Genomic DNA, 25,692 nt, shown 5'->3' with positions numbered 1-25,692 from the left:
GCGCTGCACGGGCTGGACCCGGAGTATGTGGAGGCGATGGGGTTTGCCTGGCTGGCGCAACGGACGATGGACGGGCTGCCGGGCAACCTGCCGAGCGTGACCGGGGCGAAGGGGCCGCGGATTCTCGGAGCGATTCATCTGGCGTGAGGAATGGCGCCATCCACGCATGGCGTGGATCTACTAGGCAGCCGGCCCTGCGGGGCTAATCGAAGCCTTGGCCGGCGGGAAGCGCCTGCAGTGCGGCGATCGCGTCGGACAGGGCGTCGACTTCGGGATCGCCGAAGCCGGAGCGGACCTCCAGTTCACTGCTGAACAGGCCCTGCTCCAGCAGCGCCTCGCAGGTCTGTTCGTGGGTCCAGCCACGGGCAACCGCAACCCGTTTGATGCGTTCCAGCAGCAGCGGGTCCAGGTCCCGCAGCACTACGTCGGCCATGCTCACTTCCCCGTTCGCAAGGCACCGCCCCCTCGGCGCGTCGGGGCGATCATCCCGCAGTAAGCGCGCACAGGCAATCAGGCCGCGGGTGACGGCCCACGATCAAGGATGCGTGGCCACAGCCAGGCCAGCAGCAGCATGGTGGGCACCACCGTGACGGCGYTGAGCATGAAGAAGGTGCTGTACGAGGTAGCCTCCACGATGTAACCGGAAACGCCGCCGACGAACTTGCCCGGCAGGTTGGCCAGCGATACCAGCAGGGCGTACTGGGTGGCAGTGAAGTTGCGATCGGTCAGCGAAGACATGAAAGCCACCAGCACCGTGCCGGCAAAGCCCTGGAACAGGTTGTCGGCGCTGAGCGCGGCGTAGAACGCCCACAACTGCCCCGGGTTGTGCGCCATCAGCAGGAACGCCAGGTTCGACAGGGCCACGCCCAGCGCCGCGACAAGCAGCATCCGGCGGAAACCGAAAGCGGCGACAGCGATACCGCCGAGGAATGCGCCGCCAATGCCCATCCACACACCGAACAGCTTCGATACGGTGGCAATGTCGGCCTTGTCGAAGCCCGAATCCAGATAGAAAGGTCCGGCCATCACGCCGATGACCTGGTCGGGAAACTTGAAGAACCCGACGAACGCCAGCAACGCCAGCGCCAGTGCCATGCCGTTGCGGGTGAAGAAGCTGGTGATCGGCTGTACGAACGCTTCGGCAATGTCGATGCGGCGCTGCACGGCGTTGGCCGGGCGCTCCGGTTCGCGGCAGAACAGGGTGGTGATGATCGGCAGGATCATCAGTGCGGCCATGGCCAGGTAGGCAATGATCCAGCCTTCGAACTGTGCGAGATACAGGGCGCCGGCACCGGCCAGGATCAGGCCGATGCGATAGCCCAGCGTGTACGTGGCGGCCAACGCGGCCTGCGCGGTCTGCGGGGCGATCTCGATGCGGTAGGCGTCGACCACCGAATCCTGGGTGGCACCTGCAAACGACGCCACCAGTACCCATGCCACCAGCGGCCACACGCCCTGCTCTGGTCGCACGAACGCCAGTGCCACCAGGCCCACCAGTACCAGGATCTGCGAGACCAGCAGCCACGAGCGGCGACGGCCAAGGAATCCCAGCAACGGAAACGCGTAGCGATCCAGCAGGGGCGCCCAGACAAATTTGAGCAGGTAGAAGAAGCTGGCCAGGCTGATCAGGCCGATGCTGCCCAGATCGAGGCCGACATCGCGCAGGCGGGTAGACAGGGTCTGCGAGGCGATCAGCAGGAACGGCAGGCCGCTGCCGAAGCCCAGCAGGGCCATGGTGAGCGCAGAGGGCGTGCCGAACGCACGCTTGATGCCGGCCCAGCCCTTGTAGCCGGCCGGCTTGGCAGCCTCGGTCACAGGTCGTAGTCCACGATGAACGGCGCGTGGTCGGAGAAGCGCTGGTCGCGGTAGATCGAGCAGCTGCGCAGGCGGTCACGCAGGCCCGGGGTGATGAACTGGTAGTCGATGCGCCAACCAACGTTGTTGGCGCGAGCGGCGCCACGGTTGCTCCACCAGGTGTAGTCCTCGCCGGTCGGGTTGAGCAGGCGGTAGGCGTCGGCCCAGCCGCGACCGGTGGCCACGTCGGTGGCCTGGCCGTGGTCGGCACACAGGGCATTGAGCCAGTCGCGCTCCTCGGGCAGGCAGCCGGAGTTCTTCTGGTTGGACTTCCAGTTCTTGATGTCCAGTGCCGAGCGGACGATGTTCCAGTCGCCACACAGCACGTAGTCGCGGCCGCTGCGCGCCCATTCCTCGAGGATCGGCCGCAGCCACTCCATCACTTCGAACTTGAAGCCCTGGCGCAGGTCGCCCGAACTGCCGGACGGGATATAGAAGGAGACCACGCTGAGGTTGCCGAAGCGGGCCTCGATGTAACGGCCTTCGTCGTCGAACGGGGCCCAGCCCAGCGAGGTGATGACCTGGTCCGGTTCGCGCCTGCTGTAGATCGCCACGCCGCTGTAGCCCTTCTTGGTGATGGCATCGCGGTAGAAGCAATGGTGGCCGTCCGGGCGGAACATCGGGTCGGTCAGCTGGTCTTCCTGGGCCTTGGTCTCCTGGATGCAGAGGACGTCGGCGTCCTGGCCACGGAACCAGTCGAGGAAGCCCTTGGTGGCGGCCGAGCGGATGCCATTGGCGTTGAAACTGATGATGCGCATGCGGAAGAACCTACGGCGGGAAACCGGGCAAGCATACCGGTTGCCTGCCGGGCTGAGCAGCCCGCGGGGGCAGCCACGGATACCCGCGTGAAGGGGCTGGACGAGCGCAGAAAGCCCAGCTGGATTAGGATTTGCGCTCCAAATGAAGATGAATCGAGTTTTGATGAGCGACCACCGTCACCGTTTCCTGCAGCTGGCCCTGACCGCCGATGCCCTGCGCTTCGGCCAGTTCACCCTCAAGTCCGGCCGGCTGAGCCCCTATTTCTTCAACGCCGGCCGTTTCGACTCCGGTTCCCTGCTGTCGCAGCTGGGGGCGTGCTATTCCGACGCCATCGACGCCACCGGGATCAAGTACGACGTGGTGTTCGGCCCGGCCTACAAGGGCATTCCGCTGGCCACCGCAATGGCCTGCGAGCTGGCCCAGCGTGGCCGCGACCTGCCGCTGTCGTTCAACCGCAAGGAAGTGAAGGACCATGGTGAAGGCGGCCAGCTGATCGGCGCCGACATGACCGGCAAGCGCGTGCTGATCGTCGACGACGTGATCACCGCCGGCACCGCCATCCGCGAGGCGCTGGCGATCATCCGCGCTGCGGGCGGTATTCCGGCCGGCATCGTGGTGGCCCTGGACCGCCAGGAGATCGCCTCGGACACCGACCATCGCTCCGCCGCACAGGCCGTGGCCGAAGAAGCCGGCATCCCGGTGATCGCCGTGGCGACGCTGGCCGACCTGCTTGATTTCGCTTCCGGAAATCCGGAACTTGTAGGCTACCGGCAGCCGCTGGAGGCCTATCGCGCCCAGTACGGCGTCCGTTCCACGCGCTGACCACCAGGGGGAAGGTCGCATGTTCCGAGTTCCTGCCATCGTTGCTGCCAGCCTGCTGCTGGTGATGCCGCAGACGCTGCTGGCACAGTCCGTCGGCAAGGCCGCAGACAAGAAGCTGTACTGCTGGAACGAGGGCAAGGAGCGGATCTGCAGCGATGCGCTGCCGGCCGATGCGGTCAACCACGCCCGCGATGAGTTCAGCGCCAACAGCGGCCTGCGCAACGCGCAGGTGCAGCGCGCGTTGAGCGATGAGGAACGCGCTGCCGCCAGCACGGCGGCAGCGCAGGTCCAGCTGGACCAGATGGCCAAAGAGACCCGGCAGCGTACCGAACAGGCGATGCTGACCACCTACGGTGATGAGAATGCGCTGCGGCGCGTGTTCGCCGAGCGCCAGGAGGTGCTCGACAACAACCTCAAGACCGCCCAGTACAACGTTGCCAGCCTGCGCGAATCGCTGGTGGCCCTGCTTGCTGCCGCCGGCGACCGCGAACTGGCGGGCGGCAAGGTGGCCGACAAGCAGGCCCAGGCGATCGCCCAGCGCCATGCGCAGCTGCAGTCGCAGCAACGGCTGCTGGCCAGTTTCGAACAGCAGCAGCAGGCATTGAAAGTCGAGATCGAAAGCAGCCTGCAACGCTATCGGCAGCTGAAGGGATTGGCGCCGGTGGACGTGCCGGCACAGACCCCGGCGGGTTGAGAGGCGCGCTGCTCGCCGGGCATGGCCCGGCGCTACCGCATGCCGGGTTACGGCCTGGACCCTGAAATTTATGCACTCTTTACGCGTCGGCCCTGTCCGTCGCGTAGTGCGTTTATGGGGGTGGGGACGACGATGACGCCCTGAGGTGGAGGGGTTCCACCAGGTCTCAATTCCATGTCCCCCTGGCTGTCGTTGCTGTGTGGCGTGCTGGTGCTGGTTGCCGCCGCCTATCTTCTTTATGTCGTGCTGCGGCCCGAGTCGTTCTGAGCGGAGCCTGCCATGACTGAAATTCTTATCATTCTTGCCGCCAGCCTGGTGCTGGCATGGCCACTGGGCCTGTACCTTGCCCGGGTGATGCGCGGCACGCCGATGAAGGTCGACGTGCTGTTCCACTGGATCGAAAAGCCGCTGTACAAGGTGCTCGGCGTTGATCCGTCACGTTCGATGTCCTGGCGGGGTTACGTGCTGGCGTTCGTGCTCAGCAACGTGGTGATCGCGGTGCTGACCCAGGCCGTATTCATGACCCAGGCGTGGTTGCCGTTGAACCCGGACCAGATCCCAAACATGCGCTGGGATACGGCGCTGCACACGATGATCTCGTTCCTGACCAACACCAACCAGCAGCACTATTCCGGCCAGGCACAGCTGTCCTACTTCTCGCAGATGACCGGCATCACCGGCCTGCAGGTAGTGACGCCGATGATGGGCCTGGCGCTGGCCGTGGCCACGTTGCGTGCATTGTTCTCGCGTGCACCGAAGTCCGTCACCGCGCCCGCTGCGGGTGATGACCGCCAGGTGGCGGTGGGCAATTACTACGCGGACGTCGTGCGCCTGTGCGTGCGCTTCCTGCTGCCGCTGTGCCTGGTCTGGACGCTGCTGCTGACCAGCCAGGGCGTGCCCTCCACGATGGCCGGTGGCCCGCAGGCCACGCCGATCGATGCCAGTGCCGGCATGGCGCAGCAGAAGCTGCCGCTGGGCCCGGTTGCGGCGATGGTCGCGGCCAAACAGTTGGGTGCCAATGGTGGCGGCTGGTATGGCCCGAACAGCAGCTTCCCGCTGGAGAACCCGACCCCGGTGTCGAACATGCTGGAAGTGATCGGCATCCTGCTGGTGCCGATGGCGGTGATCTTCATGATCGGCGCGTTCACCGGGCGCCGTCGTTTCGGCGCGCTGGTGTTCAGCTGCATGCTCGGCATGTCGCTGCTGTCCACCGGTGCGATGGTGTGGAGCGAGGGCCATAGCGCCAGCGCGGCCACGCCGCTGCTGATGGAAGGCAAGGAAGTACGCTTCGGCGCCGATGGCACCGCGCTGTGGGCGGCGGTGACCACCCAGGTCTCCAACGGTTCGGTCAACGGCATGCACGATTCGCTGAGCCCGCTGTCTGGCGGCCTGGCGATGGTCAACATGCTGGTCAGCGCGATCTGGGGCGGCATCGGCTGCGGCCTGCAGCAGTTCATCGTGTACCTGCTGCTGGGTGTGTTCCTGGCCGGGCTGATGACCGGCCGTACACCGGAACTGTTCGGCCGCAAGCTGGAAACGCCGCAGGTGCGCCTGCTGGCCCTGCTGGTGCTGCTGCAGCCGATCACGCTGCTGCTGTTCACCGCGATCACGCTGGCCGTGCCCGGTCTGGCCGGCACCTCCAATCCCGGCTTCCACGGCATCAGCCAGGTGTTCTACGAGTACGTCTCGGCCTACGCCAACAACGGCTCGGGCTTCGAGGGACTGGGTGACRCCACGCCCTGGTGGAACCTGAGCTGCTCGCTGGTGCTGCTGCTGGGCCGCTTCCCGCTGCTGATCATCCCGCTGGTGGTGGCCGCACAGCTGGCCGCCAAGCGGCAGGCCCCTGAGTCGGCCGGCAGCCTGCAGATCGAAACCCCGACGTTCGCCCTGACCCTGGTCTCGGTGATCGTCATCCTGACCGTGCTGCAGTTCATGCCGGCGCTGGTACTCGGCCCGATCGCCGACCACCTGAGCCTGGGACTGCACTGAGGACACCCCATGAGTAGTCACGCAACCGCAAACCGTTCCTCTTCCGTGGCTTCCCGCCCGGCCCTGCTCGATGCCGCCGGCCTGCGCCGCGCGCTCATCGAGGCCGTACGCAAGCTGTCGCCGATGCATCTGGTGCGCAGCCCGGTGATGGCGGTGGTGATGGCCGGCACGATCGTCGCCGCGATCATCACCCTGACCGGCAATGCGCCGCTGGGCTTCGGCCTGGCGGTGACCGCGATCCTGCTGGTCACCGTGCTGTTCGGCAACTTCGCCGAGGCCGTGGCCGAAGCACGTGGCCGTGGCCAGGCCGCCTCGCTGCGCCGCGCCCGCCAGGACCTGGTGGCGCGTCGTCTGGCGTCGGCGCAGGCCGGTGCCAGCGAAACCCAGGTGCCCGCTGCGGAACTGCGCCCCGGTGACCACGTGATCGTCAGTGCTGGCGAACTGGTGCCGGCCGACGGCGAGATCGTGCAGGGCCTGGCCACCATCAACGAAGCGGCGGTAACCGGCGAGTCGGCACCGGTGCTGCGCGAGGCGGGTACTGATCGCTCCGGCGTGATCGGCGGCACCAAGGTGCTGTCCGACCAGATCGTCGTACGCATCACCGCCGAGCCGGGGCACAGCTTCCTGGACCGCATGATCGCGCTGGTGGAAGGCGCCAACCGGCAGAAAACGCCGAATGAGATCGCGCTGACCCTGCTGCTGGCGGCAATGACGCTGACCTTCCTGGTAGTGGTGGCGACGCTGCCGGCGATCGGTGCCTCGGTGGGCGTCAAGGTGGATCCGCTGCTGCTGATCGCGCTGCTGGTGTGCCTGATCCCGACCACCATTGGTGGCCTGCTGCCGGCCATCGGCATCGCTGGCATGAACCGTGCGCTGGCCGCCAACGTGCTGGCCAAGTCGGGCAAGGCGGTGGAAGTGGCTGGTGACGTCGACGTGCTGCTGCTCGACAAGACCGGCACCATCACCTACGGCGACCGCCAGGCCAGCCACTTCCATGCATTGGCCGGGATCGACGCCGACCAGCTGCGTGAGGCGGCACTGCTGTCATCGCTGGCCGACCCGACCCCGGAAGGCAAGTCGATCGTGCGCCTGGCCCGCGAGCAGGGCTGCACCACCGCCGAGCCGGACCAGGCCGACTACCTGGCCTTCAGTGCGCAGACCCGCATGTCCGGTGTCGACCTGATGCACGGCCGGCAGATCCGCAAGGGCGCTGCCGATGCGATCCGCGCCCATGTGCAGGCACTTGGCGGCACCGTACCGGCCGAACTGGCCGGGCGCGTGGACCAGGTCGCACGCAACGGTGCCACGCCGCTGGTGGTGGCCGAGGGTCGCCATGTGCTGGGCGTGATCGAGCTGTCGGACGTGGTCAAGCACGGCATGCGCGAGAAGTTCGCACAGCTGCGGGCGATGGGCATCCGCACGGTGATGATCACCGGCGACAACCCACTGACGGCTGCTGCGATCGCCGCCGAAGCCGGCGTGGATGACTACATCGCCGAGGCACGGCCCGAGGACAAGCTGGCCCGCATCCGTGCCGAGCAGGCCGGTGGCCGCCTGGTGGCGATGGTCGGCGACGGTACCAACGATGCGCCGGCGCTGGCCCAGGCCGACATCGGCCTGGCGATGAATTCGGGTACGCAGGCGGCCAAGGAAGCCGGCAACATGGTCGATCTGGATTCGGATCCGGCCAAGCTGCTGGCAGTGGTGGAGGTGGGCAAGCAGCAGCTGATCACCCGCGGCGCGCTGACCACGTTCTCACTGGCCAACGATGTGTCCAAGTACTTCGCGATCCTGCCGGCGTTGTTTGCCGCCACCGTGCCTGCGATGGCCGCGCTGAACGTGATGCAGCTGTCGAGCCCGCGCAACGCGGTACTGGCGGCGCTGATCTTCAATGCCCTGGTGATTCCCGCCCTGATCCCGCTGGCACTGCGCGGTGTGCGCTTCCGCCCGGCCACGGCAACGGCGCTGCTGCGCCGGAACATGCTGGTGTACGGCCTGGGTGGCGTGCTGCTGCCGTTCGCGGCGATCAAATTGATCGACCTTCTTCTTGTCCTGGTATTCGGCGCATGAACCGTTCTGACTCCCCTTCCCTTTCCCGCGAGCTGAAGCGCGAGGCACGCGTGGCCACGCTGCAGGATGGCGCCAACTGGCGCCCGGCCATCGGCCTGGGCGTGGCCACCCTGCTGCTGGCCGGTGCGGTCTACGCCGGCATCGCCACCGGTTTTGCCGGCCTGTCCTTCCCGGCGCAGGCCGAAGGCAGCCTGCTGCGCGATGGCAGCGGTCAGGTGCGTGCGTCGGCATGGCTGTCGCAGCCCTTCACCGGCGATGGCTACTTCCAGGCGCGACCGTCGGCCGCCAACTACGACCCGATGGCGGCAGCCGGTTCCAACCTTGCCCGCAGCAACCCGGCGCTGGCCGAGCGTGTGGCGGCGAGCACCGCAGCAGTGGCCGCGCGCGAAGGCGTAACGCCCGCGCAGGTTCCTGCCGATCTGGTCACCCAGTCCGGCGGCGGCCTGGATCCGCAGTTGTCGCCGGCGGCAGCGCAGCTGCAGGTGGCCCGGGTGGCGCGTGCACGTGGCCTGCCCGTCGAGCAGGTACAGGCATTGGTGAAGGCCAACACGCAGGGCCGGCAATGGGGCGTATTCGGCCAGCCACGGGTGAACGTGGTGACGCTGAACTTCGCGCTGGACCACGCGGCACGCGCGCCGTGATGCAGGGCTGCACCCGCTGCGCGCACAATGGCGGCCATGACAGCGGCTCCCATGACTGATCTGCGGACCCGCCAGGCCAACGCCCTGGTGGAAGGACTGCAACGCGAAGCCGGTGGCAAGCTCACCGTGTTCCTGGGCGCTGCGCCCGGCGTCGGCAAGACCTACGCCATGCTGACCCGCGCGCAGGAACAGCTGCGCCGTGGCGTGGACCTGGTGGTCGGGCTGGTGGAGACCCACGGCCGTGCCGATACCCAGGCCCTGCTGGAAGGCCTGCCACGGCTGCCGCTGAAGGACGTGGCCTACCATGGCCACGACCTGCAGGAGATGGACCTGGACGCCGTGCTGGCGAGGAAACCAGCGCTGGTGCTGGTGGACGAGCTGGCCCATCGCAATGCGCCGGGCAGCCGCCACGAACGGCGCTGGCAGGACGTGATGGAACTGCTGGACGCCGGCATCGACGTCTGGACCACGGTCAACATCCAGCATCTGGAAAGCCTCAACGATGTGGTGATGCGCATCACCGGCGTGCGTGTCAGCGAGACCGTGCCCGATGGCGTACTCGACCGCCTGCATGACATCGTGCTGGTCGACCTGCCGCCGCGCGAACTGATCGCGCGCCTGCAGCAGGGCAAGGTGTACGTGCCTGAGCAGGCCGCGCAGGCGCTGCAGGCGTTCTTCTCCCCGGCCAATCTGACTGCATTGCGCGAGCTGGCGATGCAGGAGGCCGCCGACCGTGTCGACAGCAGCCTGCGCGAAGCACGCGCCGCGCGCGGCGAGAGCAATCTGCCGCTGCGGCGTGGCGTGCTGGTGGCAATCGATGGCGGTGGCCAGAGCGAATACCTGGTGCGGGTGGCCCGACGCATCGCCGAACGCCGCGATGCACCGTGGACGGTAGTGACGGTGCAGGGACGCCGCCAGGACGAAGCGACCCGGCGCGAGATCGATGCTGCGTTCGCGCTGGCCCGCCGCCTCGGCGGCGAAGCCGAGCTGCTGCACGGTTCAAGCATCGCCGATGCATTGCTCGACCACGCCGCGCACAACGGCGTATCGACGCTGGTACTGGGCCGTACCCGCGAACGGCCGCTGGCGCGGATGTTCAACCGCACCCTGACCCAGCAGCTGATCCAGCGCGGCGCGCACTACGAGATCACCATCATCAGCACGCCGCAGGCGCGTGCGCGTTCCCGTCGAGAGGGCCTGCTGCCACCGATGCGCGGGGTCAGCCACGAACCGTTGCAGGCCCTGATCGCCACCGCCCTCGCCTGCGCGGTGGCATGGCTGGTCGAACGCTGGGTGGGCATGGCCGATCTGTCGATGGTGTTCATCGTGGCGGTGGTGCTGGTGGCTGCACGTACCCGTGCCAGCGTCGCGGTGATGGCGGCGATCCTGTGTTTCCTTGCCTACAACTTCCTGTTCATCGCGCCGCGCTTCACCTTCGCCATCGGCGCGCGACAGGGCGTGATCACCGTGTTCCTGTTCCTGGCGGCGGCGCTGGTGGCCGGGCGTCTGGCCTCGCGCCTGCGCATGCAGGTGATCGCCCTGCGGGCGGCCAACCGCCATGCGCGCGCGCGTCAACAGTTGGGCCGGCAACTGGCCAGTGCGGCTGGCAACGGTGAAGTGGCGCAGGCCGGGCGGCAGGCATTGGAACAGGCCATGGATGTTCCGGCATGGCTGCGGATCGGCGCCGATATCGCGGCCGGTGGCCGTCACCTGCCCGGTGACACCGATCTGGCGGCGGCCGACTGGGCCCTGCGCCATGGCCAGCCCAGTGGCCGTTTCACCGATACCCTGGCAGGTGCGCAGTGGTGGTTCCTGCCGCTGCTGGACGGCGAAGACCGTGCAATCGGCGTGGCCGGCCTGTACCTGCCGGGTGCGCAGGCGCGGCTGCTGCCCGAACAGCGCCAGCTGGCCGAAGCGATGGTCGACGACATCGCCCAGGCCGCGTTGCGCACGCGCCTGGTGGCCGAGCTGGAACAGGCGCATGTGAGCAACGAGACCGAGCGGCTGCGCTCTGCCCTGCTTTCTTCGGTGTCGCACGACCTGCGTTCGCCGCTGGCAGCGATGATCGGCTCGGCCGACAGCCTGGCCAGCTACGGTACGGCGATGGATCTGGCCGACCGCCGCGCGTTGCTGGACACCATCCTGGTCGAAGGCGAGCGCCTGGACCGCTACATCCAGAACCTGCTGGACATGACCCGGTTGGGCCACGAGGGCCTGAAGATCAACCGCGACTGGATAGGCGTGGACGAGCTGATCGGTTCGGCCGCCCGTCGCCTGCAGCGCTACCAGCCGAAGGTACGGCTGGAGCTGGATATTCCGGCAACGCTGGCACCGATCTGGGTGCATCCGGCGCTGGTGGAACAGGCGGTGTTCAACGTGATGGAGAACGCCGCCAAGTTCTCGCCAGCCGATGCCGCCGTGCAGGTGCTGGCGCGCGAACTGGACGGTCAGCTGCGCATCGACGTGATCGATGCCGGCCCCGGCATTCCCGACGACGAGCGCGCGCGCATCTTCGACATGTTCTACAGCGTCGAACGCGGCGACCGCGGCCGCCACGGCACCGGCCTGGGCCTGACCATCTGCCAGGGCATGATCGGCGCACACGGCGGCAGCGTGCAGGCGCTGCCCGGGCGCGACGGTCGCGGTACCCTGATCCGCATCACCCTGCCCCTGCTCAAGCCAGCCTCCCACGATGAGTCCGACCCCGACTGATGCCAGCACGCCGGCCCCGCGCGTGCTGGTGATCGACGATGAAACCCAGATTCGCCGGTTCCTGGACATCAGCCTGCGCGCGCAGGGCTACCAGGTGCGCCAGGCCGCAACCGGCCAGGAAGGCCTGCAGATGGCCGCCAGCGAGGACATGGACCTGGTGATCCTGGACATCGGCCTGCCGGACATGGAAGGCCACGAGGTGCTGGAGCAGCTGCGGCAGTGGAGCCAGGTGCCGGTGATCATGCTGACCGTGCGTGCCGGCGAAACCGAGAAGGTGCGTGCACTGGACAACGGCGCCAACGACTACGTGACCAAACCCTTCGGTACCCAGGAGCTGATGGCGCGGGTGCGGGCGCTGCTGCGCACACGCAGCGTGCCGACCGATGGCACGCCGCCGGTGTTCGACGATGGCCACCTGCACGTGGATCTGGTGCGCCGTGAAGTGGCGATCGACGGCGAGCTGGTGGCGTTGACCCGCAAGGAGTACGCGCTGTTGTCGCTGCTGCTGCGCAATGCCGGGCGGGTGGTGACGCAACCGCAGATCCTGCAGGAAATCTGGGGACCCACCCACCAGCACGACACCCACTACCTGCGCATCCTGGTCGGCAAGCTGCGGCACAAGCTGGGCGACTCGGCACTGGATTCACGCTACCTGTTCACCGAACCGGGCGTGGGATTGCGGTTCAAGGGGTGAGGCGTGCCGACCAACGGTCGGCACCCACCAGACAAGTAGATCCACGCCATGCGTGGATGGACATCCATCGAAATCGAAAATTTCGACAATTCATCGAAGAACATCCACGCATGGCGTGGATCTACCGTGTCGACCAAGGTCGACACCTACCGAGAGCAGCCGAGCAGGGCGTGCCGGGCGCAGCCCGGCGCCACCTCAGAATCCCAGCGGGATGTCGCCCAGCACCGGCTGCAGCTGGCTGCGGAACAGCGCCTGGATACGCTCCAGTGCTGCTTCGTCGTTGCCTTCGAAACGCAGCACCAGCACCGGCGTGGTGTTGGACGCGCGAACCAGGCCCCAGCCGTCGGCGAAGTCCACCCGCAGGCCGTCGATGGTCGACAGGCGACCGCCGACATACGGGTTGTCAGGCGACTGCGCAGCGGCCACCAGCATCGCCACCAACGCATGCGGGGTGCCCTCGGCCACCGGCACCTTCAGCTCCGGCGTGGCTACCATTTCCGGCAGCTCGGCCAGCACCTCGTCCGGCGTTTCCTCGCGCTGGGCGAGGATCTCCAGCAGGCGCGCAGCGGCGTACAGGCCATCGTCGAAGCCGAACCAGCGTTCCTTGAAGAAGAAGTGGCCGCTCATCTCGCCCGCCAGTTCGGCGTCGGTCTCGCGCATCTTCGCCTTCATCAGCGAGTGCCCGGTCTTCCACATCAACGGACTGCCGCCATTGCGCAGCACGTGATCGGACAACTTGCCGGTGCACTTCACGTCGTAGATCACCATCGCGCCCGGGTTGCGCATCAGCACATCGGCGGCGAACAGCATCAGCAGGCGGTCGGCATAAATGATCTTGCCCTCACCGGTGACCACGCCAAGGCGATCACCGTCACCATCGAACGCCACACCGAGGTCGGCGCCAAAGCGCTTGACCGTCTGCACCAGGTCTTCCAGGTTGGCCGGTTCGCTGGGATCGGGGTGATGGTTGGGGAAGGTGCCGTCGACATCGCAGTACAACGGAATGACTTCGGCGCCGATCGCTTCCAGCAGCTGCGGTGCGAAGGCACCCGCCACGCCGTTGCCTGCATCGGCGACGACCTTCAGTGGGCGGTCCAGCTGCACGTCATCGGCAATACGCTGGATGTAGTCGGCGCTGACCTCGCGCTGCTGGTAGTCACCCGGTTCCGCAGCCTGCACCAGACGGCCTTCGACAATGCGCTGGTAGAGGTCGGTGATCGCATCACCAGACAAGGTCTCACCACCGATGACGATCTTGAAACCGTTGTAGTCCGGCGGATTGTGGCTGCCGGTGACCGCTACGCAGGTACCGGTGCGCAGATGGAAGGCGGCGAAATACACCACCGGGGTCGGCGCCAGGCCGATATCGATGACCGCACAGCCGGCACGCCGCAGGCCTTCGGCCAGCCCGGCTGACAGCTCGGGACCAGACAGGCGGCCATCACGGCCGATCACCACCTCGCGCAGGCCCTGCTCAAGGGCGACGGTGCCGATCGCCTGGCCGATCAGCGCGGCGGTGCGCGCGGTCAGCTCACTGCCGACCACGCCGCGGATGTCGTACGCGCGGAAGATGCCTGCAGCCAGCTCCTCGGCGGGGACGGGTGGCGGCGGAGGCGGCACCGCCTCGGACAGCGCCTCGCTGGGCACCGTCGGCGGGACCATCTGCAGGCTTTCACGCAGGGTCGGGCCGTGATCGGCGTCGGTCACTGCGCTGCGGCGGCTGGGCAGCGGCAGCGACGTTGGCAATCGGCCACGGCCTACCACCAGCAGTACCGCGATGAAAGCCAGCAGCAGGGCGACAATCGCGCTGGCGAGGGCTCCCAGCCCCAGCGGACCGGGTTCCACGTTGGGTACCCCGGCGGTCAGTCGCAGCGGGGTGCCGGCCACCGGGCGCGCCATTGCCTCGGCGCTCTCGGACAGGCCGCTATCACCCTGCGCCACGATGTTGTGCGCTCCCTGGCGCAGCGCCAGGAAACCATTGCCGGGGGCGTGTACCTGATCCAGCGGCGCGGTCAACCGCAGCAGCGGCTGGCGGACATAGACCACCGCCGGTCCGACGCCAGCCAGCTGTACCGGCGCGGCCAGACCCAGGCGGTTGCCGCCGCCATCGCGGATCACCCGCAGCGCCGGCTTGCCATCTGCCAGCGCCGATTCCAGCRGGGCCAGGCGTGCGTATCCAAAGGTGGCCGCATCGGCATAGCCTGCGGCCAGGTCAGCGCCCAGCACTTCCACTTGTTCGACGCCGGTCCAGCTTTCCCGCAGCGCCAGCGCGGCACCGGCCGCATCACCGGCCTGCAGCGCCTGCTGGACGCGGTCGCCCTTCAACTGCTGCTGCAGCTGCTGCAGCTGGCCAGCGGCAGCCTGCTGCAGCCCTTGCACGGCCTGGTCGCGCGCCTGTTCCAGCGCTTCCCCGCTGGCCGCCTGCCGCCACTGCTGTACCGCGCTCCAGCCGAACCAAGCGGCCAGCAGTACCAGCAGCACACCCAGCAATGGCGCGCTCCGTCCCAACGACTTTCCCCGCTGTGCTTCCCCGATGCCGCTCATCGATGTCCCCTGTCAACGCACCCCGGTATGGCCGAATCCACCCGTTCCCCGCACGCTGTCGGTGAAAGTATCCACCACCTGCAGGCTGACGCGGGCAATCGGCACGACCACCAACTGCGCGATGCGATCGCCCGGCTCGATGGTGAAGACCTCGCGGCCACGGTTCCAGACACTGATCAGCAGCGGCCCCTGGTAGTCGGCGTCGATCAGGCCGGTGCCATTGCCAAGCACGATGCCATGGCGGTGGCCCAGGCCCGAACGCGGCAGGATCACCGCACACAGATGCGGGTCGGCGATATGGATGGCCAGCCCGCTGGGGACCAGTGCGGTATCGCCCGGCTGCAGGGTCAGCGCGGTTTCCAGCGCCGCGCGCAGATCCATGCCGGCGCTGGCTTCGGTGGCATAGGCCGGCAGCGGCCAGCTGTCGCCGAAGCGCGGGTCGAGCAGCTTGACCTGCAACGGTTGCGGGAAGAATCCGTGGGTGTTGTTTGCCTCGGTCATGCCTGAAGTCTCCGCGCGATCAGCGCCAGCAGTTGTTCGGCCAGCTCACGCTTGGAAGTAGCCGGGAATACCTGTTCGCCATCCTGCCAGAAGGCCGTGGCGGCGTTGTTGTCGCTTTCGAAACCACCGCCGCTGATGCCCACCTGGTTGGCGATCACCAGATCCAGGCGCTTGTCGACCAGTTTGCCGCGCGCGTACTTCTCCACATCGTGGGTCTCGGCGGCAAAGCCGACCACCAGCTTCAACGACTGCGTCTGCGCGGCAACCTCGGCCAGGATGTCCGGGGTGCGCACCAGCTCGATCACCAGCGACTGGCTGTCGGCGGTCTTCTTCAACTTCTGCGCGGCGACCTGGCGCGGGGTGTAATCGGAAACGGCGGCAGCACCAATATAGATGTCGGCCGGCAGCGCATTCAGCACCGCTTCGCGCATCTGCGCGGCAGAGCGCACATCAATGCGTTGCACGCCGGCCGGCGTCGGCAACTGCACCGGGCCACTGACCAGCACCACCTGGGCACCCAGCCCGGCGGCGGCGGCGGCCAGGGCGTAACCCATCTTGCCGCTGCTGCGGTTGCCCACATAACGCACCGGATCGATGTCTTCATAGGTCGGGCCAGCGCTGATCAGCAGGCGCAGGCCCTGCAGGGCGCGCGTTTCCGGTGCCGCTCCAGCAGCCGGTCCAGCGCTGCCGTTGGCAACCAGGGCGGCGACGATGTCGCCCGGTTCGGCCAAACGGCCAGGGCCGGACTCGCCTTCGGCCAGCGGCCCATCGACCGGACCGATCACCTGCGCGCCACGCTGGCGCAGCAGGGCGATATTGGCCTGGGTGGCCGGATGCAGCCACATCCGATGGTTCATCGCCGGGCACACGGTCAGCGGCGCGGTGCTGGCCAGGCACAAAGTGCTGACGAGGTCGTCGGCGTGGCCCTGGGCCAGGCGTGCCAGCAGATCGGCCGTGCCCGGCGCGATCACGATGCGATCGGCCCAGCGTGCCAGTTCAATGTGGCCCATGGCCTGTTCGGCAGCGCTGTCCCACAACGTGGTGCGGGTCGGCTGGCCGGAAAGGGCCTGGAAGCTGAGCGGCGTGACGAACTGCTGGGCGCCGGCCGTCATCGCCACCTGAACCAGCGCACCGGCATCACGCAGGCGCCGGACCAGTTCCAGGGCCTTGTACGCCGCGATCCCGCCGCCGACACACAAGAGCAGTTTCTGGCCTTCCAGCGCGCGGATCCGCGTCGGGGAAGCGTTGGGAGAATCAGCCACCTGGAATTCCTGTGCAAACGAGGGCGTTAGCTTACCCGAAGGCCAGCAACGTCCTGGTGCACGCAGCACATAGCGGGCGGCTATCAGCACATGGGCGGTGGTCCGGGGAGTTTTCCGCGTTTGCGGCACGCCGTTTCGGAACTTTCCTATACCTCTTCCCGTCCACGCTTTGCAGAATCGTCACTGGCCACCCTGGTGTGCCGTTCGATTTCCGAGGAGTTCCCCGTGCAACCGCGCATCATCATTGCCGACGACCATCCGGTCGTCCTGCACGGCATCCGAATCGTGCTTGAGCGTCACCAGATGGATGTAGCCGGAGCCGCCGCTGACGGCGCCGGGCTGCTGCAGCTGCTGGTACAGGAGCCCTGCCATGCCGTACTCACCGACCTGTCCATGCCCGGCCCCGGCCCGGATGGTCCCGAACTGCTGGCCGTGCTGCGCGAACGCCACCCCGGCCTTCCCGTGGTGGTGCTGACCGGGGCCAGGCACCCGGGGCTGCTCGATGGCCTGCTACGCGATGGCGTACACGGCCTGGTCGACAAGAGCGCCGACTTCCCCGAGCTGGCCCAGGCTCTGCATGCGGCCATGGCAGGCCAGGTATTCGTCTCCCATCACCTGCGGCGCCACCTGCAGGCGCGCGATCTGCTGTTTCCGCACCCGCCGGCCGCGTTGTCGACACGCGAACTGGAAGTGCTTCAACTGCTGACCGACGGCCTGAGCATCAATGCCATCGCCGACCGCAGCGGGCGCAGCCCGAAGACGATCAGCCGGCAGAAAGCCGAAGCCATGCGCAAACTGGGCCTGCAGACGAACCAGGAGCTCTACGACTACCTGCAGACCCGCCGCGACTGAGGACTTGACCGACCCACGGGCACGGCAAGGGCTTATGGGGCCGGCCGGCGAGGATCGCCATGATGGGAGCCATGCCCATCCATGAATGGCCCGAAGAAGAGCGCCCCCGCGAGAAGCTGCTGGCCCGGGGTCCCGCGTCACTGTCCGACGCCGAACTGCTGGCCCTGTTCCTGGGTTCCGGCATTGGCGGCCGGGACGCGGTACAGACTGCGCGCGACCTGTTGCTCGCCCACGGTCCACTGCGGGTGCTGCTGGACCGCCCCGCCCGCGAACTGTCGAGACTTCCCGGTTTGGGGCCGGCGCGCAGCTGCACGCTGGCTGCGGGGCTGGAACTGGCCCACCGCTATCTGGCCGCTGAACTGCAGCAGGGCGAAGCCGTCGGCGACAACCCTGCCGCCGTCGGCCGCTACCTGCAGCACCGCCTGCGCGGGCAGGCACGCGAACTGTTCGTGGTGCTGTTCCTGGACAACCGCCACCGCCTGATCGCCTGCGAGGAACTGTTCGCCGGAACGATAAACGCAGCCCCGGTCTATCCCCGCGAAGTGGTGCGCAGAGCGCTGCTGCACAACGCCGCCGCGGTCATCCTCAGCCATAACCATCCCTCCGGCGATCCGGAACCGTCGACGGCCGACGCGCAGATCACCGAGGAGCTGCAACGGGCCCTCGCACTGGTCGACGTCCGCCTGCTGGACCACTTCGTGGTGGGCGAGGGGCGTCCCGTTTCGTTTGCTGAACGGGGTCTTCTACCGCCGCTTCGAGCCCGACCGATGCGATGAGCCCCGCAGCAGCAGGCGGCTCCGCGTGCCCTGGCAGGCAGGCCTCGGTCAGCGTTGCGACCGGCATCTGCGCTAAAATGGGCGATTCCGCCGCTCATTCTCACAGCAGGCCTCGTGAAAAATCTCCTCCGCGCCCTGATCAGCCAAGGCATCGAAGCCTTGCGCGCCAATGGCACCCTGCCCGTCGACTCCCTGCCGCCGGACTTCGTGGTCGAGCGCCCGAAGACCCGCGACCATGGCGACTTCGCTACCAACGCCGCGATGCTGCTGGCCAAAGCCGCGCGCAGCAATCCGCGCGCATTGGCACAGGCGCTTGTCGAGGCGCTGCCGCGCAGCGAAGACGTCAGCAAGGTCGAGATCGCCGGCCCGGGCTTCATCAATTTCCACCTGGCACCGGCCGCGTACCAGCGTGAAGCCGTCACCGTGATCAAGGAAGGCGCCGATTACGGCCGCAACCTGTCCGGCAATGGCCGCACGGTGGGCGTGGAGTATGTGTCGGCCAACCCGACCGGTCCGTTGCATGTCGGCCACGGCCGCGCAGCGGCCATCGGCGACTGCGTGGCACGCGTACTCGATGTCAATGGCTGGAACGCCAAGCGCGAGTTCTACTACAACGATGCCGGCGTGCAGATCGASAACCTGGCGSTGTCGACCCAGGCACGAGTGAAGGGCATCGCTCCGGACCAGGAAGGCTGGCCGGAAGGCGGCTACCGCGGCGACTACATCGCCGATGTGGCACGTGCCTACATGACCGGCGCCAGCGTCGACCTGGAAGGCACCCTCGTGGTCGGCGCCAAGGACCCGGACGACATGCAGGCGATCCGTCGCTTCGCCGTGGCCTACCTGCGCAACGAGCAGAACCTGGACCTGGCCGCGTTCGGCGTGGATTTCGACATCTACTTCCTGGAAAGCTCGCTGTACGCCGATGGCAAGGTGGCCGAGGCGGTGGCCAAGCTGCAGGCGTCGGGCCATACCTATGAAGAAGGCGGTGCGCTGTGGCTGCGCAGCACCGACTTCGGTGACGACAAGGACCGCGTCATGCGCAAGTCCGACGGCACCTTCACCTACTTCGTGCCGGACGTGGCCTACCACCTGTCGAAGTGGCAGCGCGGCTATGAGCGTGCGATCACCGAGCTGGGCGCGGACCACCACGGTTCRCTGGCGCGCGTGCGTGCCGGCCTGCAGGCCATGGAAGTGGGCATCCCGCAGGGCTGGCCGGAGTACGTGCTGCACCAGATGGTCACCGTCATGCGCGGCGGCGAGGAAGTGAAGCTGTCCAAGCGTGCCGGCAGCTACTTCACCCTGCGCGACCTCATCGAAGAAGCCGGCCGCGACGCGACCCGCTGGTTCCTGATCGCGCGCAAGCCCGATTCGCAGCTGACCTTCGACATCGATCTGGCCCGTCAGCAGAGCAACGACAACCCGGTGTTCTACGTGCAGTACGCGCATGCCCGTGTCTGCAGCCTGCTGCGCCAGGCGCAGGAGAAGGGCCTGGTCTACGAACAGGGCACCGGTCTGTCCAACCTGGGCCGCCTGGCCGATGACGCATCGCTGGCCCTGATGAACGAGATCTCGCGTTATCCGGAAGTGGTGGAAGCGGCCGGTGTGGCGCTGGAACCGCACCAGGTCGCGCAGTACCTGCGCGAATTGGCGCACGCGTTCCACACGTGGTATCACGGGACACCGGTGCTGGTGGATGACGCGACCGATCGCAATGCCAAGTTGACCCTGGCCTGCGCGGCGCGCCAGGTACTGGCCAATGGCCTCGACCTCCTGGGCGTTTCCGCCCCGGAAAAAATGTAAGTCTCAGGAGACGCAGTAGACATGGCAGCACGACGCGGCAAGACACAGGCTCGGCGCAACAGCAGCCAAGGCACGCCCGGATGGGTGTGGCTGGTTGCCGGCGTGGCGATCGCCGCCGTGGTGTTCCTGGCGGCGCCGAACCTGTTCAAGGGCGAGGGCGATGGCTTCCTGCGCGCCGGTCCGCAGCCGAACCCGAACGCGCAGCCGGCGCCGGTAGCCGATGGCGAAAGCGATGTCGGCACCCAGCCGGCTGCACAGCCGGCCACGCCGAAGCCGGCTGAGCCGGAAAAGCCGGCGGCCACCCAGTACGATTTCTACACCCTGCTGCCTGGCAAGGAAGTGGAGATGTCCGACGCCGAACTGGCCGCCAGCGCGCGCGCCGAGGAACAGCGCCGGAGCAAGGCCGAAGCGCAACGCGCGCAGGCAGCACTGGAAGGCAAGCCGGTGCCGGCGGTTGCGGCCACGGCACCTGCGGCGACTGCAAGCGTTGCCAGCACCGCCCCGGTGACCGCCACCAGCCGTCCGCTGCCGACGCCGGTGAGTGAACGTCCGACGACCGCCACGCCAGCGGCCGCCACCACCGCGCCGGCCAGCGCCAGCACCGTTGCCGCCGCTCCTGCGGCACGCAGCGAAACCGCGCCGGCCACCGCCAGCGCTGCAGCAGCCCCGGCACCGGCCGACAATGCCCGCTACATCCTGCAGGCAGGTGCATTCGGCGCTTCCGGCGATGCCGAAGCGACCAAGGCCAAGCTGGCGATGATGGGCCTGGCAGCACGCGTGGAGTCGGCGCAGATCAACGGCAAGACCGTGTACCGCGTACGCATGGGGCCCTATGGCACCGCCGGTGAGCTTTCCGAAGCCAAGCAAAAGCTGGATGGCACCGGCCTGCAGGCGATGGCGATCAAGGCGCAGTAAGCGTGCGGGCATGATGAAAAAAGCCGGGCATTGCCCGGCTTTTTTTTTGCCCGTGCAGCGCCGGGCTCGACGCTGCAGACAGCGGATCAGCTCTCGCGGGCAACCTGGAAACCGGCGAACGACTGGCTGACCGGCATCAGTTCCAGGCGATTGATGTTCAGGTGCGGGGGCAGGCTCGCCACCCAGAAGATATGCTCGGCGATGTCTTCGGCGGTCATCGGGTTGGCGCCGGTGTACAGCTTGTCGGACGCAACCTGGTCGCCATGGGTGCGGACCACGGTGAACTCGGTTTCGGCCATGCCCGGTTCGATGGTGGTCACGCGTACACCGGTACCGTGCAGGTCCGAACGCAGGCCCAGCGAGAACTGGCTGACGAAGGCCTTGGTGCCGCCATAGGCGTTGCCGCCCGGATACGGATAGACACCGGCCACCGACGAAATGTTGATGATGGCGCCCTTGCGCTCCACCAGCTGCGGCAACAGGCGATGGGTCAGGGTGACCAGCGCGGTGATGTTGGTGTCGATCATCGTCGTCCAGTCCTTCAGGCTGGCGCTCTGCGCCGGCGCGGTGCCCTGGGCGAGACCGGCATTGTTGACCAGCAGGTCGATGTCGCCGAAAGCCGGCGGCAGCGCCAGCAGTGCCGCTTCCATCGCGACCGGATCACGCACGTCGAACACGGCCGCGTGCACCACATCCTTGCCATAACGCTCGACCAGCGGCTGCAGGCGTTCGCTGCGACGGCCGGTGGCGATCACTTTCCAGCCCGCCTGGGCAAAGCGGTGTACGGCAGCGGCGCCGAAGCCGGAAGTGGCACCGGTAATCAGGACGGTTCGGGTCATCAGACAACTCCGTGGGAAACCAGACCGCCATTCTGGCACCGTCGGTCCACGGCTGCGTTGCCTGATCGGCCTGCTGCGATGCGCGCGGTCAGCGCAGGCGGAACACGCGTGCCTTCGGCAGGTCTTCGTCGACCTGCAGGAACCAGCGTCCGGCGATACCCGGAATCACCTCGATCTGCGGTGCCTGCAGGGTCTTGCGCAGCTTCATCTGGCCCTTCATCACCTGCCACTGCTGGCCGTTGTCGAGGGTGAACACCGTGCCCGGCTCCCAGCCGGCAACGTCGCCGACCACGCGGGCGCTGACCGGGCCCTCTTCCAGGCCCAGGTGCATCGCCGCCGGGGCGGGAACGTTGGCCGGCAACGGCGCGCCGGTGTTGGCCGCAACCGGCGCCCGGGCGGGGGCAGGCATCGACGCCTCGGCCTCGCGCAGCACACGGTTCAGGGTCTGCAGCTGGGTCGTGTCCAGGCCCACTTCGGCCAGCTGGGCCGCGCTGAGACGCTGCTCTACGGGCACGAAACGGTCCTGGGCGGTGGCGGCGAAGCTGCTGGCGACCAGAAGAATGGAGAGAAGGTACCGGCGCATCAGAGGGAATCCCTGCAGAACAGCGCTCACGATGCTGCAATCCGGTGACAGTCCGGTTACAGCCGCAGGGCCGGTACAATGGGCCATGATCAATAATGATGTACTGCGCAGCGTGCGCTACTCCCTGGACCTCGGCGACCACCACGTGGTCACCCTGTGCCAGATGGCCGATCCGGCGTTCGAAGTGGATGTCGACCAGGCCAAGGCCTGGCTGCTGCGTGAAGACGAGCCGGGTTTCCAGCCGATGAGCGACAGTGCGCTGGCGCACTTCCTCGATGGCCTGATCCTGCACCTGCGCGGTCACGATGAGGGCCAGGCGCCGCGCGCGGTGGAAACCCGCATCGACAACAACCTGGTGTTGAAGAAGCTGCGCGTGGCCTTCCAGCTGCGCGATGTCGACATGATGGAGATCTTCACCAGCATCGGCTTCAATGTCTCCAAATCCGAACTCGGCGCGCTGTTCCGCCAGCCCGGCCACAAGAACTACCGGCGCTGCCTGGACCAGATGCTGCGCAACTTCCTCAAGGGCCTGAGCCTGCGCCTGCGCGGCTGAGCACGGCATCGACGAAGGCGCGTGCGGCCGGCGTCGGCAGGCGCTGCCAGACCAGATGTACGCGCCGGGTCGGGGTCGGTTGCAGCGGCACCTGCACCACCCCTTCGAAACCGTCGGCGATCAGCACCGGCACGATGCCCACCGCCAGGCCGTGGCGGACGAAGCGCTCGACCAGTTCCATCAGGTTGACCTCGAAACGCACCTGATGCGGCAGGCCCGCTGCGGCGAACGCATCATCGGTCTGCCGGCGCGCGCCGGTCCCCCGCGGGAAATCGACCAGGGCCTCATCCTGCAGCGCCGCCAACGGCAGCCGCTGGCGCGTGGCCAGCCGATGCTGCGGCGCCAGCACGGCCACCAGATCCTCTTCCTGCAGCATCTGGTGGCAGACGCCCTCAAGATCGGCCGACGGCGCCAGCCCCACCAGCGCCACGTCCAGTGCACGCGACTGCACCTGCTGCAGCAGGGTTTCGCTCTTGTCCACCCGCAACTGGAATTCGACCTGCGGGTGCTGCTGCTGGAAGGCAGYCAGCATGGCCACCGCGTCGATGCCGGTCAGCGACGAGATCTGCCCGATCGCCAGCAGGCCGCGCACTTCACCACTGACGGCAGCGACGTCGGCACGCAGGTGGCGCAGGCTGGCCAGTACCTGCCGGGCGTGCACCAGCAACGCTTCGCCCGCGGCCGTAGCGCGCACCTGGCGCGGCAGCCGCTCGAACAACGTCGTGCCCAGCTCCTGCTCCAGATGGGCGATCTGGTGGCTCAAGGCCGACTGCACGACGTGGCAGCGCGCGGCCGCACGGGTGAAGTTGCCCTCTTCAGCCAGGGCCACGGCGAACTCGAGCTGCTTGAGGTTCACACCGGTATCTCAATTTCAGATGACAGGGATGATGATGATTCATTTCCATCATGACCGCAGCAGGCAGACACTGTGCTGCCCTGCTTCACGGAACATCGCGTGTCCCCTTCCCTTCCTCCCCTGCAGCGCTGGCAGATCCTGTTGATGTCGGTCGCCACCGGCGTCGCGGTGGCCAGCAATTACTACGCGCAGCCGTTGCTGCATACCATCGCCGATGCCTTCGGCGTGCCTTTCGGCCAGGTCGGCATGGTGGTGACCGCTGCGCAGTTGAGCTACGCGGCCGGCCTGATCCTGCTGGTGCCGTTGGGTGATCTGTTCGAGCGCCGCCGGCTGATCGTGGTGATGACCTTGTTGTCAGCCAGCGGGCTGGTGATCAGCGCGTGCGCGCCGTCGTTGCCATGGCTGYTGGCCGGTACAGCGATCACCGGGTTGTTCTCGGTGGTGGCGCAGGTACTGGTGCCGTTCGCCGCCACCCTGGCCGCACCGGAGCATCGCGGCCGCGTGGTCGGCACGCTGATGAGCGGGCTGCTGCTGGGCATCCTGCTGGCACGCACCGTGGCCGGGCTGCTGTCGAGCCTGGGCGACTGGCGCCTGGTCTACGCGATCGCTGCAGGTACGCTGGTGCTGACCGCGCTGGCCCTGCATCGCGGCCTGCCGCGTTTCCACCACACTGCCGGGCTCGGCTACTTCGCGTTGCTGCGCTCGATCGGCACGCTGTTCCTGCAGGAACCGGTGCTGCGCCAACGCACACTGCTCGGCGCGTGCAGCTTTGCGATGTTCGCGATCTTCTGGACGCCACTGGCATTCCTGCTGGCGCAGCCGCCGTATGCCTACAGCGACGCCACCATCGGCCTGTTCGGGCTGGTCGGTGCCGCCGGTACGCTGGCTGCCGGCCTGGCCGGGCGCATGTCGGATCGTGGCCAGACCGGCCGGGCCACGGCCATTGCGCTGGTGCTGTTGCTGCTGTCCTGGCTGCCTCTGGGATTGTCGGCGCACTCGCTGCTGGCGCTACTGGTCGGCGTGGTGGTGCTGGACCTGGCCGCGCAGCTGCTGCATGTCAGCAACCAGAACCTGATCTACGCGCTGCAGCCGGAGGCACGCAACCGCCTCAATGCCGGTTACATGACCGGCTATTTCATCGGTGGCTCGCTGGGCTCGCTGCTGTCGGCGCAGGTCTACCAGCGTTTCGGCTGGACCGGCGTGTGCGTGGCCGGTACTGCGGTGGCGGTACTGGCCCTGCTGGTGTGGCTGCCCAGTGCCTGGCGCACACGCCAGGCAACATCGGCCGACTAGAAGCTGCCCTGCAGCGCCAGTTCCCAGCGTCCACCGGAATTGCCCGGGAACAGCCGCTTGGCGGCGCTGTCGGTGTCATGCACGGTGGCGCGCAGTTCCCAGGCCGGCGTCAGCGTGGCGATGGCACTGAGCTGGCCATGCAGGTAGTCCGGCCCCTGCGCGGTAGCCAGCCAGTACTGCCCCACCGCCGCTTCCAACCGCACGCGCTCGCTCAACGGCACCCGCACGCCCAGCTGCGCGTAGGTGCCGCGACGGCCGCCGGCCAGCGCATCGTTGGAGTGGGCAACCTGCAGCCAGGCGCGTTGCTTCCAGGTGGTGGTGACATTGAGTTCGGTCCAGTCCAGTGCGCGGCCGGTGCCCGGATAGACATACCGGGTGAGGTTCGCATCCAGGCTCCAGTCCGGCGACAGCGCGCCCGACCAGCCGGCGACGAGATCGAACTCGCTGCGTGCCCCGCTGTCCGGCGTGAACGAGACATTCGAGCCCCAGGCGCTGGCATACCAGCCCGAACCCACCGTCACCTTTGCCCCCACCTGCGCGGCCGGATCGCCCTCGCTCTGCGAGCTGCCGCGCCAGACATAGTCGCTGGTCAATGCCGCCGTGCCACTCACCTGCACCTGCGCCTGCACGCCCGCTGTCCGGCGTGAACGAGACATTCGAGCCCCAGGCGCTGGCATACC

General features: G+C 67.6%; 25 protein-coding genes. 15 read left to right on the top strand and 10 right to left on the bottom strand.

The window, feature by feature from the left end; translation table 11 throughout:
• Positions 1-147: anhydro-N-acetylmuramic acid kinase (locus tag AB4Y84_RS00335; protein WP_442249648.1), on the top strand; the 147-nt coding region annotated here is incomplete at its 5' end.
• 55 nt (positions 148-202) lie between these two features.
• Here the strand turns inward: AB4Y84_RS00335 and AB4Y84_RS00330 are convergent.
• From AB4Y84_RS00330 to AB4Y84_RS00320, 3 genes are all read right to left on the bottom strand, one after another.
• Positions 203-433 (bottom strand): hypothetical protein, encoded by a 231-nt coding sequence (locus AB4Y84_RS00330; RefSeq protein ID WP_223497538.1) that lies wholly within the window; start codon positions 431-433, stop codon positions 203-205.
• Between the two features lie 77 nt (positions 434-510).
• Positions 511-1,815 (bottom strand): AmpG family muropeptide MFS transporter, encoded by a 1,305-nt coding sequence (locus tag AB4Y84_RS00325; RefSeq protein ID WP_442249647.1) that lies wholly within the window; start codon positions 1,813-1,815, stop codon positions 511-513.
• Complete coding sequence (locus AB4Y84_RS00320; RefSeq protein ID WP_312108738.1) at positions 1,812-2,612, bottom strand: exodeoxyribonuclease III; 801 nt, start codon at positions 2,610-2,612, stop codon at positions 1,812-1,814. Before AB4Y84_RS00320 ends, AB4Y84_RS00325 begins: the two co-directional genes overlap by 4 nt.
• Positions 2,613-2,775: 163 nt before the next feature.
• Between AB4Y84_RS00320 and pyrE the strand changes: the two genes are divergently transcribed.
• From pyrE to AB4Y84_RS00280, 8 genes are all read left to right on the top strand, one after another.
• Positions 2,776-3,435: an orotate phosphoribosyltransferase gene (gene pyrE / locus AB4Y84_RS00315; RefSeq protein ID WP_089241329.1), complete on the top strand. Its 660-nt coding sequence runs from the start codon at positions 2,776-2,778 to the stop codon at positions 3,433-3,435.
• Between the two features lie 19 nt (positions 3,436-3,454).
• Positions 3,455-4,129 (top strand): hypothetical protein, encoded by a 675-nt coding sequence (locus AB4Y84_RS00310; RefSeq protein ID WP_442244037.1) that lies wholly within the window; start codon positions 3,455-3,457, stop codon positions 4,127-4,129.
• A 174-nt stretch (positions 4,130-4,303) separates the two neighbouring features.
• Positions 4,304-4,396, top strand: a complete 93-nt coding sequence (locus tag AB4Y84_RS00305; RefSeq protein WP_005407770.1) for a potassium-transporting ATPase subunit F — start codon at positions 4,304-4,306, stop codon at positions 4,394-4,396.
• Between the two features lie 12 nt (positions 4,397-4,408).
• Entirely contained in the window at positions 4,409-6,118 is a 1,710-nt protein-coding gene (gene kdpA, locus AB4Y84_RS00300) for a potassium-transporting ATPase subunit KdpA (protein ID WP_442249646.1), read from the top strand.
• A 9-nt stretch (positions 6,119-6,127) separates the two neighbouring features.
• Positions 6,128-8,188 carry a potassium-transporting ATPase subunit KdpB gene (gene kdpB, locus AB4Y84_RS00295; RefSeq protein ID WP_025879421.1) on the top strand — a complete coding sequence of 687 codons (2,061 nt, stop codon included), beginning with the start codon at positions 6,128-6,130 and terminating at the stop codon, positions 8,186-8,188.
• Positions 8,185-8,829 carry a potassium-transporting ATPase subunit KdpC gene (gene kdpC / locus AB4Y84_RS00290; RefSeq protein ID WP_223497533.1) on the top strand — a complete coding sequence of 215 codons (645 nt, stop codon included), beginning with the start codon at positions 8,185-8,187 and terminating at the stop codon, positions 8,827-8,829. Before kdpB ends, kdpC begins: the two co-directional genes overlap by 4 nt.
• Before the next feature lie 51 nt (positions 8,830-8,880).
• Entirely contained in the window at positions 8,881-11,541 is a 2,661-nt protein-coding gene (locus AB4Y84_RS00285) for an ATP-binding protein (protein WP_442244036.1), read from the top strand.
• Positions 11,522-12,235, top strand: coding sequence for a response regulator transcription factor (locus AB4Y84_RS00280; RefSeq protein WP_080150427.1), 714 nt, complete (start codon positions 11,522-11,524; stop codon positions 12,233-12,235). The genes AB4Y84_RS00285 and AB4Y84_RS00280 overlap by 20 nt, the downstream gene beginning before the upstream one ends.
• Before the next feature lie 195 nt (positions 12,236-12,430).
• On the opposite strand, the gene AB4Y84_RS00275 is transcribed toward AB4Y84_RS00280, so the two are convergent.
• The 3 genes from AB4Y84_RS00275 to coaBC are packed head-to-tail and all read right to left on the bottom strand — an operon-like array spanning position 12,431 to position 16,542.
• Entirely contained in the window at positions 12,431-14,779 is a 2,349-nt protein-coding gene (locus tag AB4Y84_RS00275; RefSeq protein WP_442249645.1) for a phosphomannomutase/phosphoglucomutase, read from the bottom strand.
• A 12-nt stretch (positions 14,780-14,791) separates the two neighbouring features.
• Positions 14,792-15,280, bottom strand: coding sequence for a dUTP diphosphatase (gene dut, locus AB4Y84_RS00270; protein ID WP_442244035.1), 489 nt, complete (start codon positions 15,278-15,280; stop codon positions 14,792-14,794).
• The gene (coaBC, locus tag AB4Y84_RS00265) at positions 15,277-16,542 is read right to left on the bottom strand and encodes a bifunctional phosphopantothenoylcysteine decarboxylase/phosphopantothenate--cysteine ligase CoaBC (protein ID WP_313251261.1); all 1,266 of its coding nucleotides are present in this window, start codon (positions 16,540-16,542) and stop codon (positions 15,277-15,279) included. The genes dut and coaBC overlap by 4 nt, the downstream gene beginning before the upstream one ends.
• Before the next feature lie 225 nt (positions 16,543-16,767).
• On the opposite strand from coaBC, the gene AB4Y84_RS00260 reads away from it, so the two are divergent.
• The 4 genes from AB4Y84_RS00260 to AB4Y84_RS00245 all read left to right on the top strand — a co-directional run bounded on the left by AB4Y84_RS00260 (position 16,768) and on the right by AB4Y84_RS00245 (position 20,888).
• The gene (locus tag AB4Y84_RS00260) at positions 16,768-17,394 is read left to right on the top strand and encodes a response regulator transcription factor (RefSeq protein ID WP_313251263.1); all 627 of its coding nucleotides are present in this window, start codon (positions 16,768-16,770) and stop codon (positions 17,392-17,394) included.
• A gap of 71 nt (positions 17,395-17,465) precedes the next feature.
• Positions 17,466-18,170, top strand: coding sequence for a RadC family protein (radC, locus tag AB4Y84_RS00255; RefSeq protein ID WP_312111696.1), 705 nt, complete (start codon positions 17,466-17,468; stop codon positions 18,168-18,170).
• 114 nt (positions 18,171-18,284) lie between these two features.
• Positions 18,285-19,973 (top strand): arginine--tRNA ligase, encoded by a 1,689-nt coding sequence (gene argS, locus AB4Y84_RS00250; protein WP_442249644.1) that lies wholly within the window; start codon positions 18,285-18,287, stop codon positions 19,971-19,973.
• A gap of 21 nt (positions 19,974-19,994) precedes the next feature.
• Complete coding sequence (locus tag AB4Y84_RS00245) at positions 19,995-20,888, top strand: SPOR domain-containing protein (RefSeq protein ID WP_442244033.1); 894 nt, start codon at positions 19,995-19,997, stop codon at positions 20,886-20,888.
• Between the two features lie 86 nt (positions 20,889-20,974).
• Here the strand turns inward: AB4Y84_RS00245 and AB4Y84_RS00240 are convergent, their stop codons facing one another.
• Both AB4Y84_RS00240 and AB4Y84_RS00235 read right to left on the bottom strand, forming a co-directional pair.
• Positions 20,975-21,727 (bottom strand): SDR family NAD(P)-dependent oxidoreductase, encoded by a 753-nt coding sequence (locus AB4Y84_RS00240; RefSeq protein WP_442244032.1) that lies wholly within the window; start codon positions 21,725-21,727, stop codon positions 20,975-20,977.
• An 88-nt stretch (positions 21,728-21,815) separates the two neighbouring features.
• The gene (locus tag AB4Y84_RS00235; RefSeq protein WP_312786446.1) at positions 21,816-22,310 is read right to left on the bottom strand and encodes a hypothetical protein; all 495 of its coding nucleotides are present in this window, start codon (positions 22,308-22,310) and stop codon (positions 21,816-21,818) included.
• 85 nt (positions 22,311-22,395) lie between these two features.
• On the opposite strand from AB4Y84_RS00235, the gene AB4Y84_RS00230 reads away from it, so the two are divergent.
• On the top strand, positions 22,396-22,863 hold the full coding sequence (locus tag AB4Y84_RS00230; RefSeq protein ID WP_033832824.1) for a DUF1456 family protein: 468 nt from the start codon (positions 22,396-22,398) through the stop codon (positions 22,861-22,863).
• On the opposite strand, the gene AB4Y84_RS00225 is transcribed toward AB4Y84_RS00230, so the two are convergent.
• The gene (locus AB4Y84_RS00225; RefSeq protein ID WP_442249643.1) at positions 22,832-23,719 is read right to left on the bottom strand and encodes a LysR family transcriptional regulator; all 888 of its coding nucleotides are present in this window, start codon (positions 23,717-23,719) and stop codon (positions 22,832-22,834) included. The genes AB4Y84_RS00230 and AB4Y84_RS00225 overlap by 32 nt on opposite strands.
• Before the next feature lie 144 nt (positions 23,720-23,863).
• Between AB4Y84_RS00225 and AB4Y84_RS00220 the strand changes: the two genes are divergently transcribed.
• Positions 23,864-25,012 carry an MFS transporter gene (locus AB4Y84_RS00220; protein WP_394196932.1) on the top strand — a complete coding sequence of 383 codons (1,149 nt, stop codon included), beginning with the start codon at positions 23,864-23,866 and terminating at the stop codon, positions 25,010-25,012.
• Here AB4Y84_RS00220 and AB4Y84_RS00215 read toward each other — a convergent pair.
• Complete coding sequence (locus AB4Y84_RS00215; RefSeq protein WP_442249642.1) at positions 25,009-25,668, bottom strand: TorF family putative porin; 660 nt, start codon at positions 25,666-25,668, stop codon at positions 25,009-25,011. The genes AB4Y84_RS00220 and AB4Y84_RS00215 overlap by 4 nt on opposite strands.
• Between the last annotated feature and the right edge of the window lie 24 nt (positions 25,669-25,692).

Origin of the sequence: Stenotrophomonas sp. 2YAF22 (genome assembly GCF_052114665.1) — a bacterium.
Classification (GTDB): domain Bacteria; phylum Pseudomonadota; class Gammaproteobacteria; order Xanthomonadales; family Xanthomonadaceae; genus Stenotrophomonas; species Stenotrophomonas indicatrix.
This window is presented reverse-complemented; position numbering and strand designations above follow the sequence as displayed.

Excerpts from the sequence above, each read along its gene's own strand:
- AB4Y84_RS00240 (WP_442244032.1), bottom strand. The coding sequence starts at position 21,727 with ATGACCCGAACCGTCCTGATTACCGGTGCCACTTCCGGCTTCGGCGCC.
- AB4Y84_RS00235 (WP_312786446.1), bottom strand. The coding sequence starts at position 22,310 with ATGCGCCGGTACCTTCTCTCCATTCTTCTGGTCGCCAGCAGCTTCGCC.
- kdpC (WP_223497533.1), top strand. The coding sequence starts at position 8,185 with ATGAACCGTTCTGACTCCCCTTCCCTTTCCCGCGAGCTGAAGCGCGAG.
- AB4Y84_RS00230 (WP_033832824.1), top strand. The coding sequence starts at position 22,396 with ATGATCAATAATGATGTACTGCGCAGCGTGCGCTACTCCCTGGACCTC.
- AB4Y84_RS00280 (WP_080150427.1), top strand. The coding sequence starts at position 11,522 with ATGAGTCCGACCCCGACTGATGCCAGCACGCCGGCCCCGCGCGTGCTG.
- pyrE (WP_089241329.1), top strand. The coding sequence starts at position 2,776 with ATGAGCGACCACCGTCACCGTTTCCTGCAGCTGGCCCTGACCGCCGAT.
- radC (WP_312111696.1), top strand. The coding sequence starts at position 17,466 with ATGCCCATCCATGAATGGCCCGAAGAAGAGCGCCCCCGCGAGAAGCTG.
- AB4Y84_RS00330 (WP_223497538.1), bottom strand. The coding sequence starts at position 433 with ATGGCCGACGTAGTGCTGCGGGACCTGGACCCGCTGCTGCTGGAACGC.
- AB4Y84_RS00285 (WP_442244036.1), top strand. The coding sequence starts at position 8,881 with ATGACTGATCTGCGGACCCGCCAGGCCAACGCCCTGGTGGAAGGACTG.
- AB4Y84_RS00310 (WP_442244037.1), top strand. The coding sequence starts at position 3,455 with ATGTTCCGAGTTCCTGCCATCGTTGCTGCCAGCCTGCTGCTGGTGATG.
- AB4Y84_RS00245 (WP_442244033.1), top strand. The coding sequence starts at position 19,995 with ATGGCAGCACGACGCGGCAAGACACAGGCTCGGCGCAACAGCAGCCAA.
- AB4Y84_RS00305 (WP_005407770.1), top strand. The coding sequence starts at position 4,304 with ATGTCCCCCTGGCTGTCGTTGCTGTGTGGCGTGCTGGTGCTGGTTGCC.
- AB4Y84_RS00215 (WP_442249642.1), bottom strand. The coding sequence starts at position 25,668 with ATGTCTCGTTCACGCCGGACAGCGGGCGTGCAGGCGCAGGTGCAGGTG.
- dut (WP_442244035.1), bottom strand. The coding sequence starts at position 15,280 with ATGACCGAGGCAAACAACACCCACGGATTCTTCCCGCAACCGTTGCAG.
- kdpB (WP_025879421.1), top strand. The coding sequence starts at position 6,128 with ATGAGTAGTCACGCAACCGCAAACCGTTCCTCTTCCGTGGCTTCCCGC.
- AB4Y84_RS00320 (WP_312108738.1), bottom strand. The coding sequence starts at position 2,612 with ATGCGCATCATCAGTTTCAACGCCAATGGCATCCGCTCGGCCGCCACC.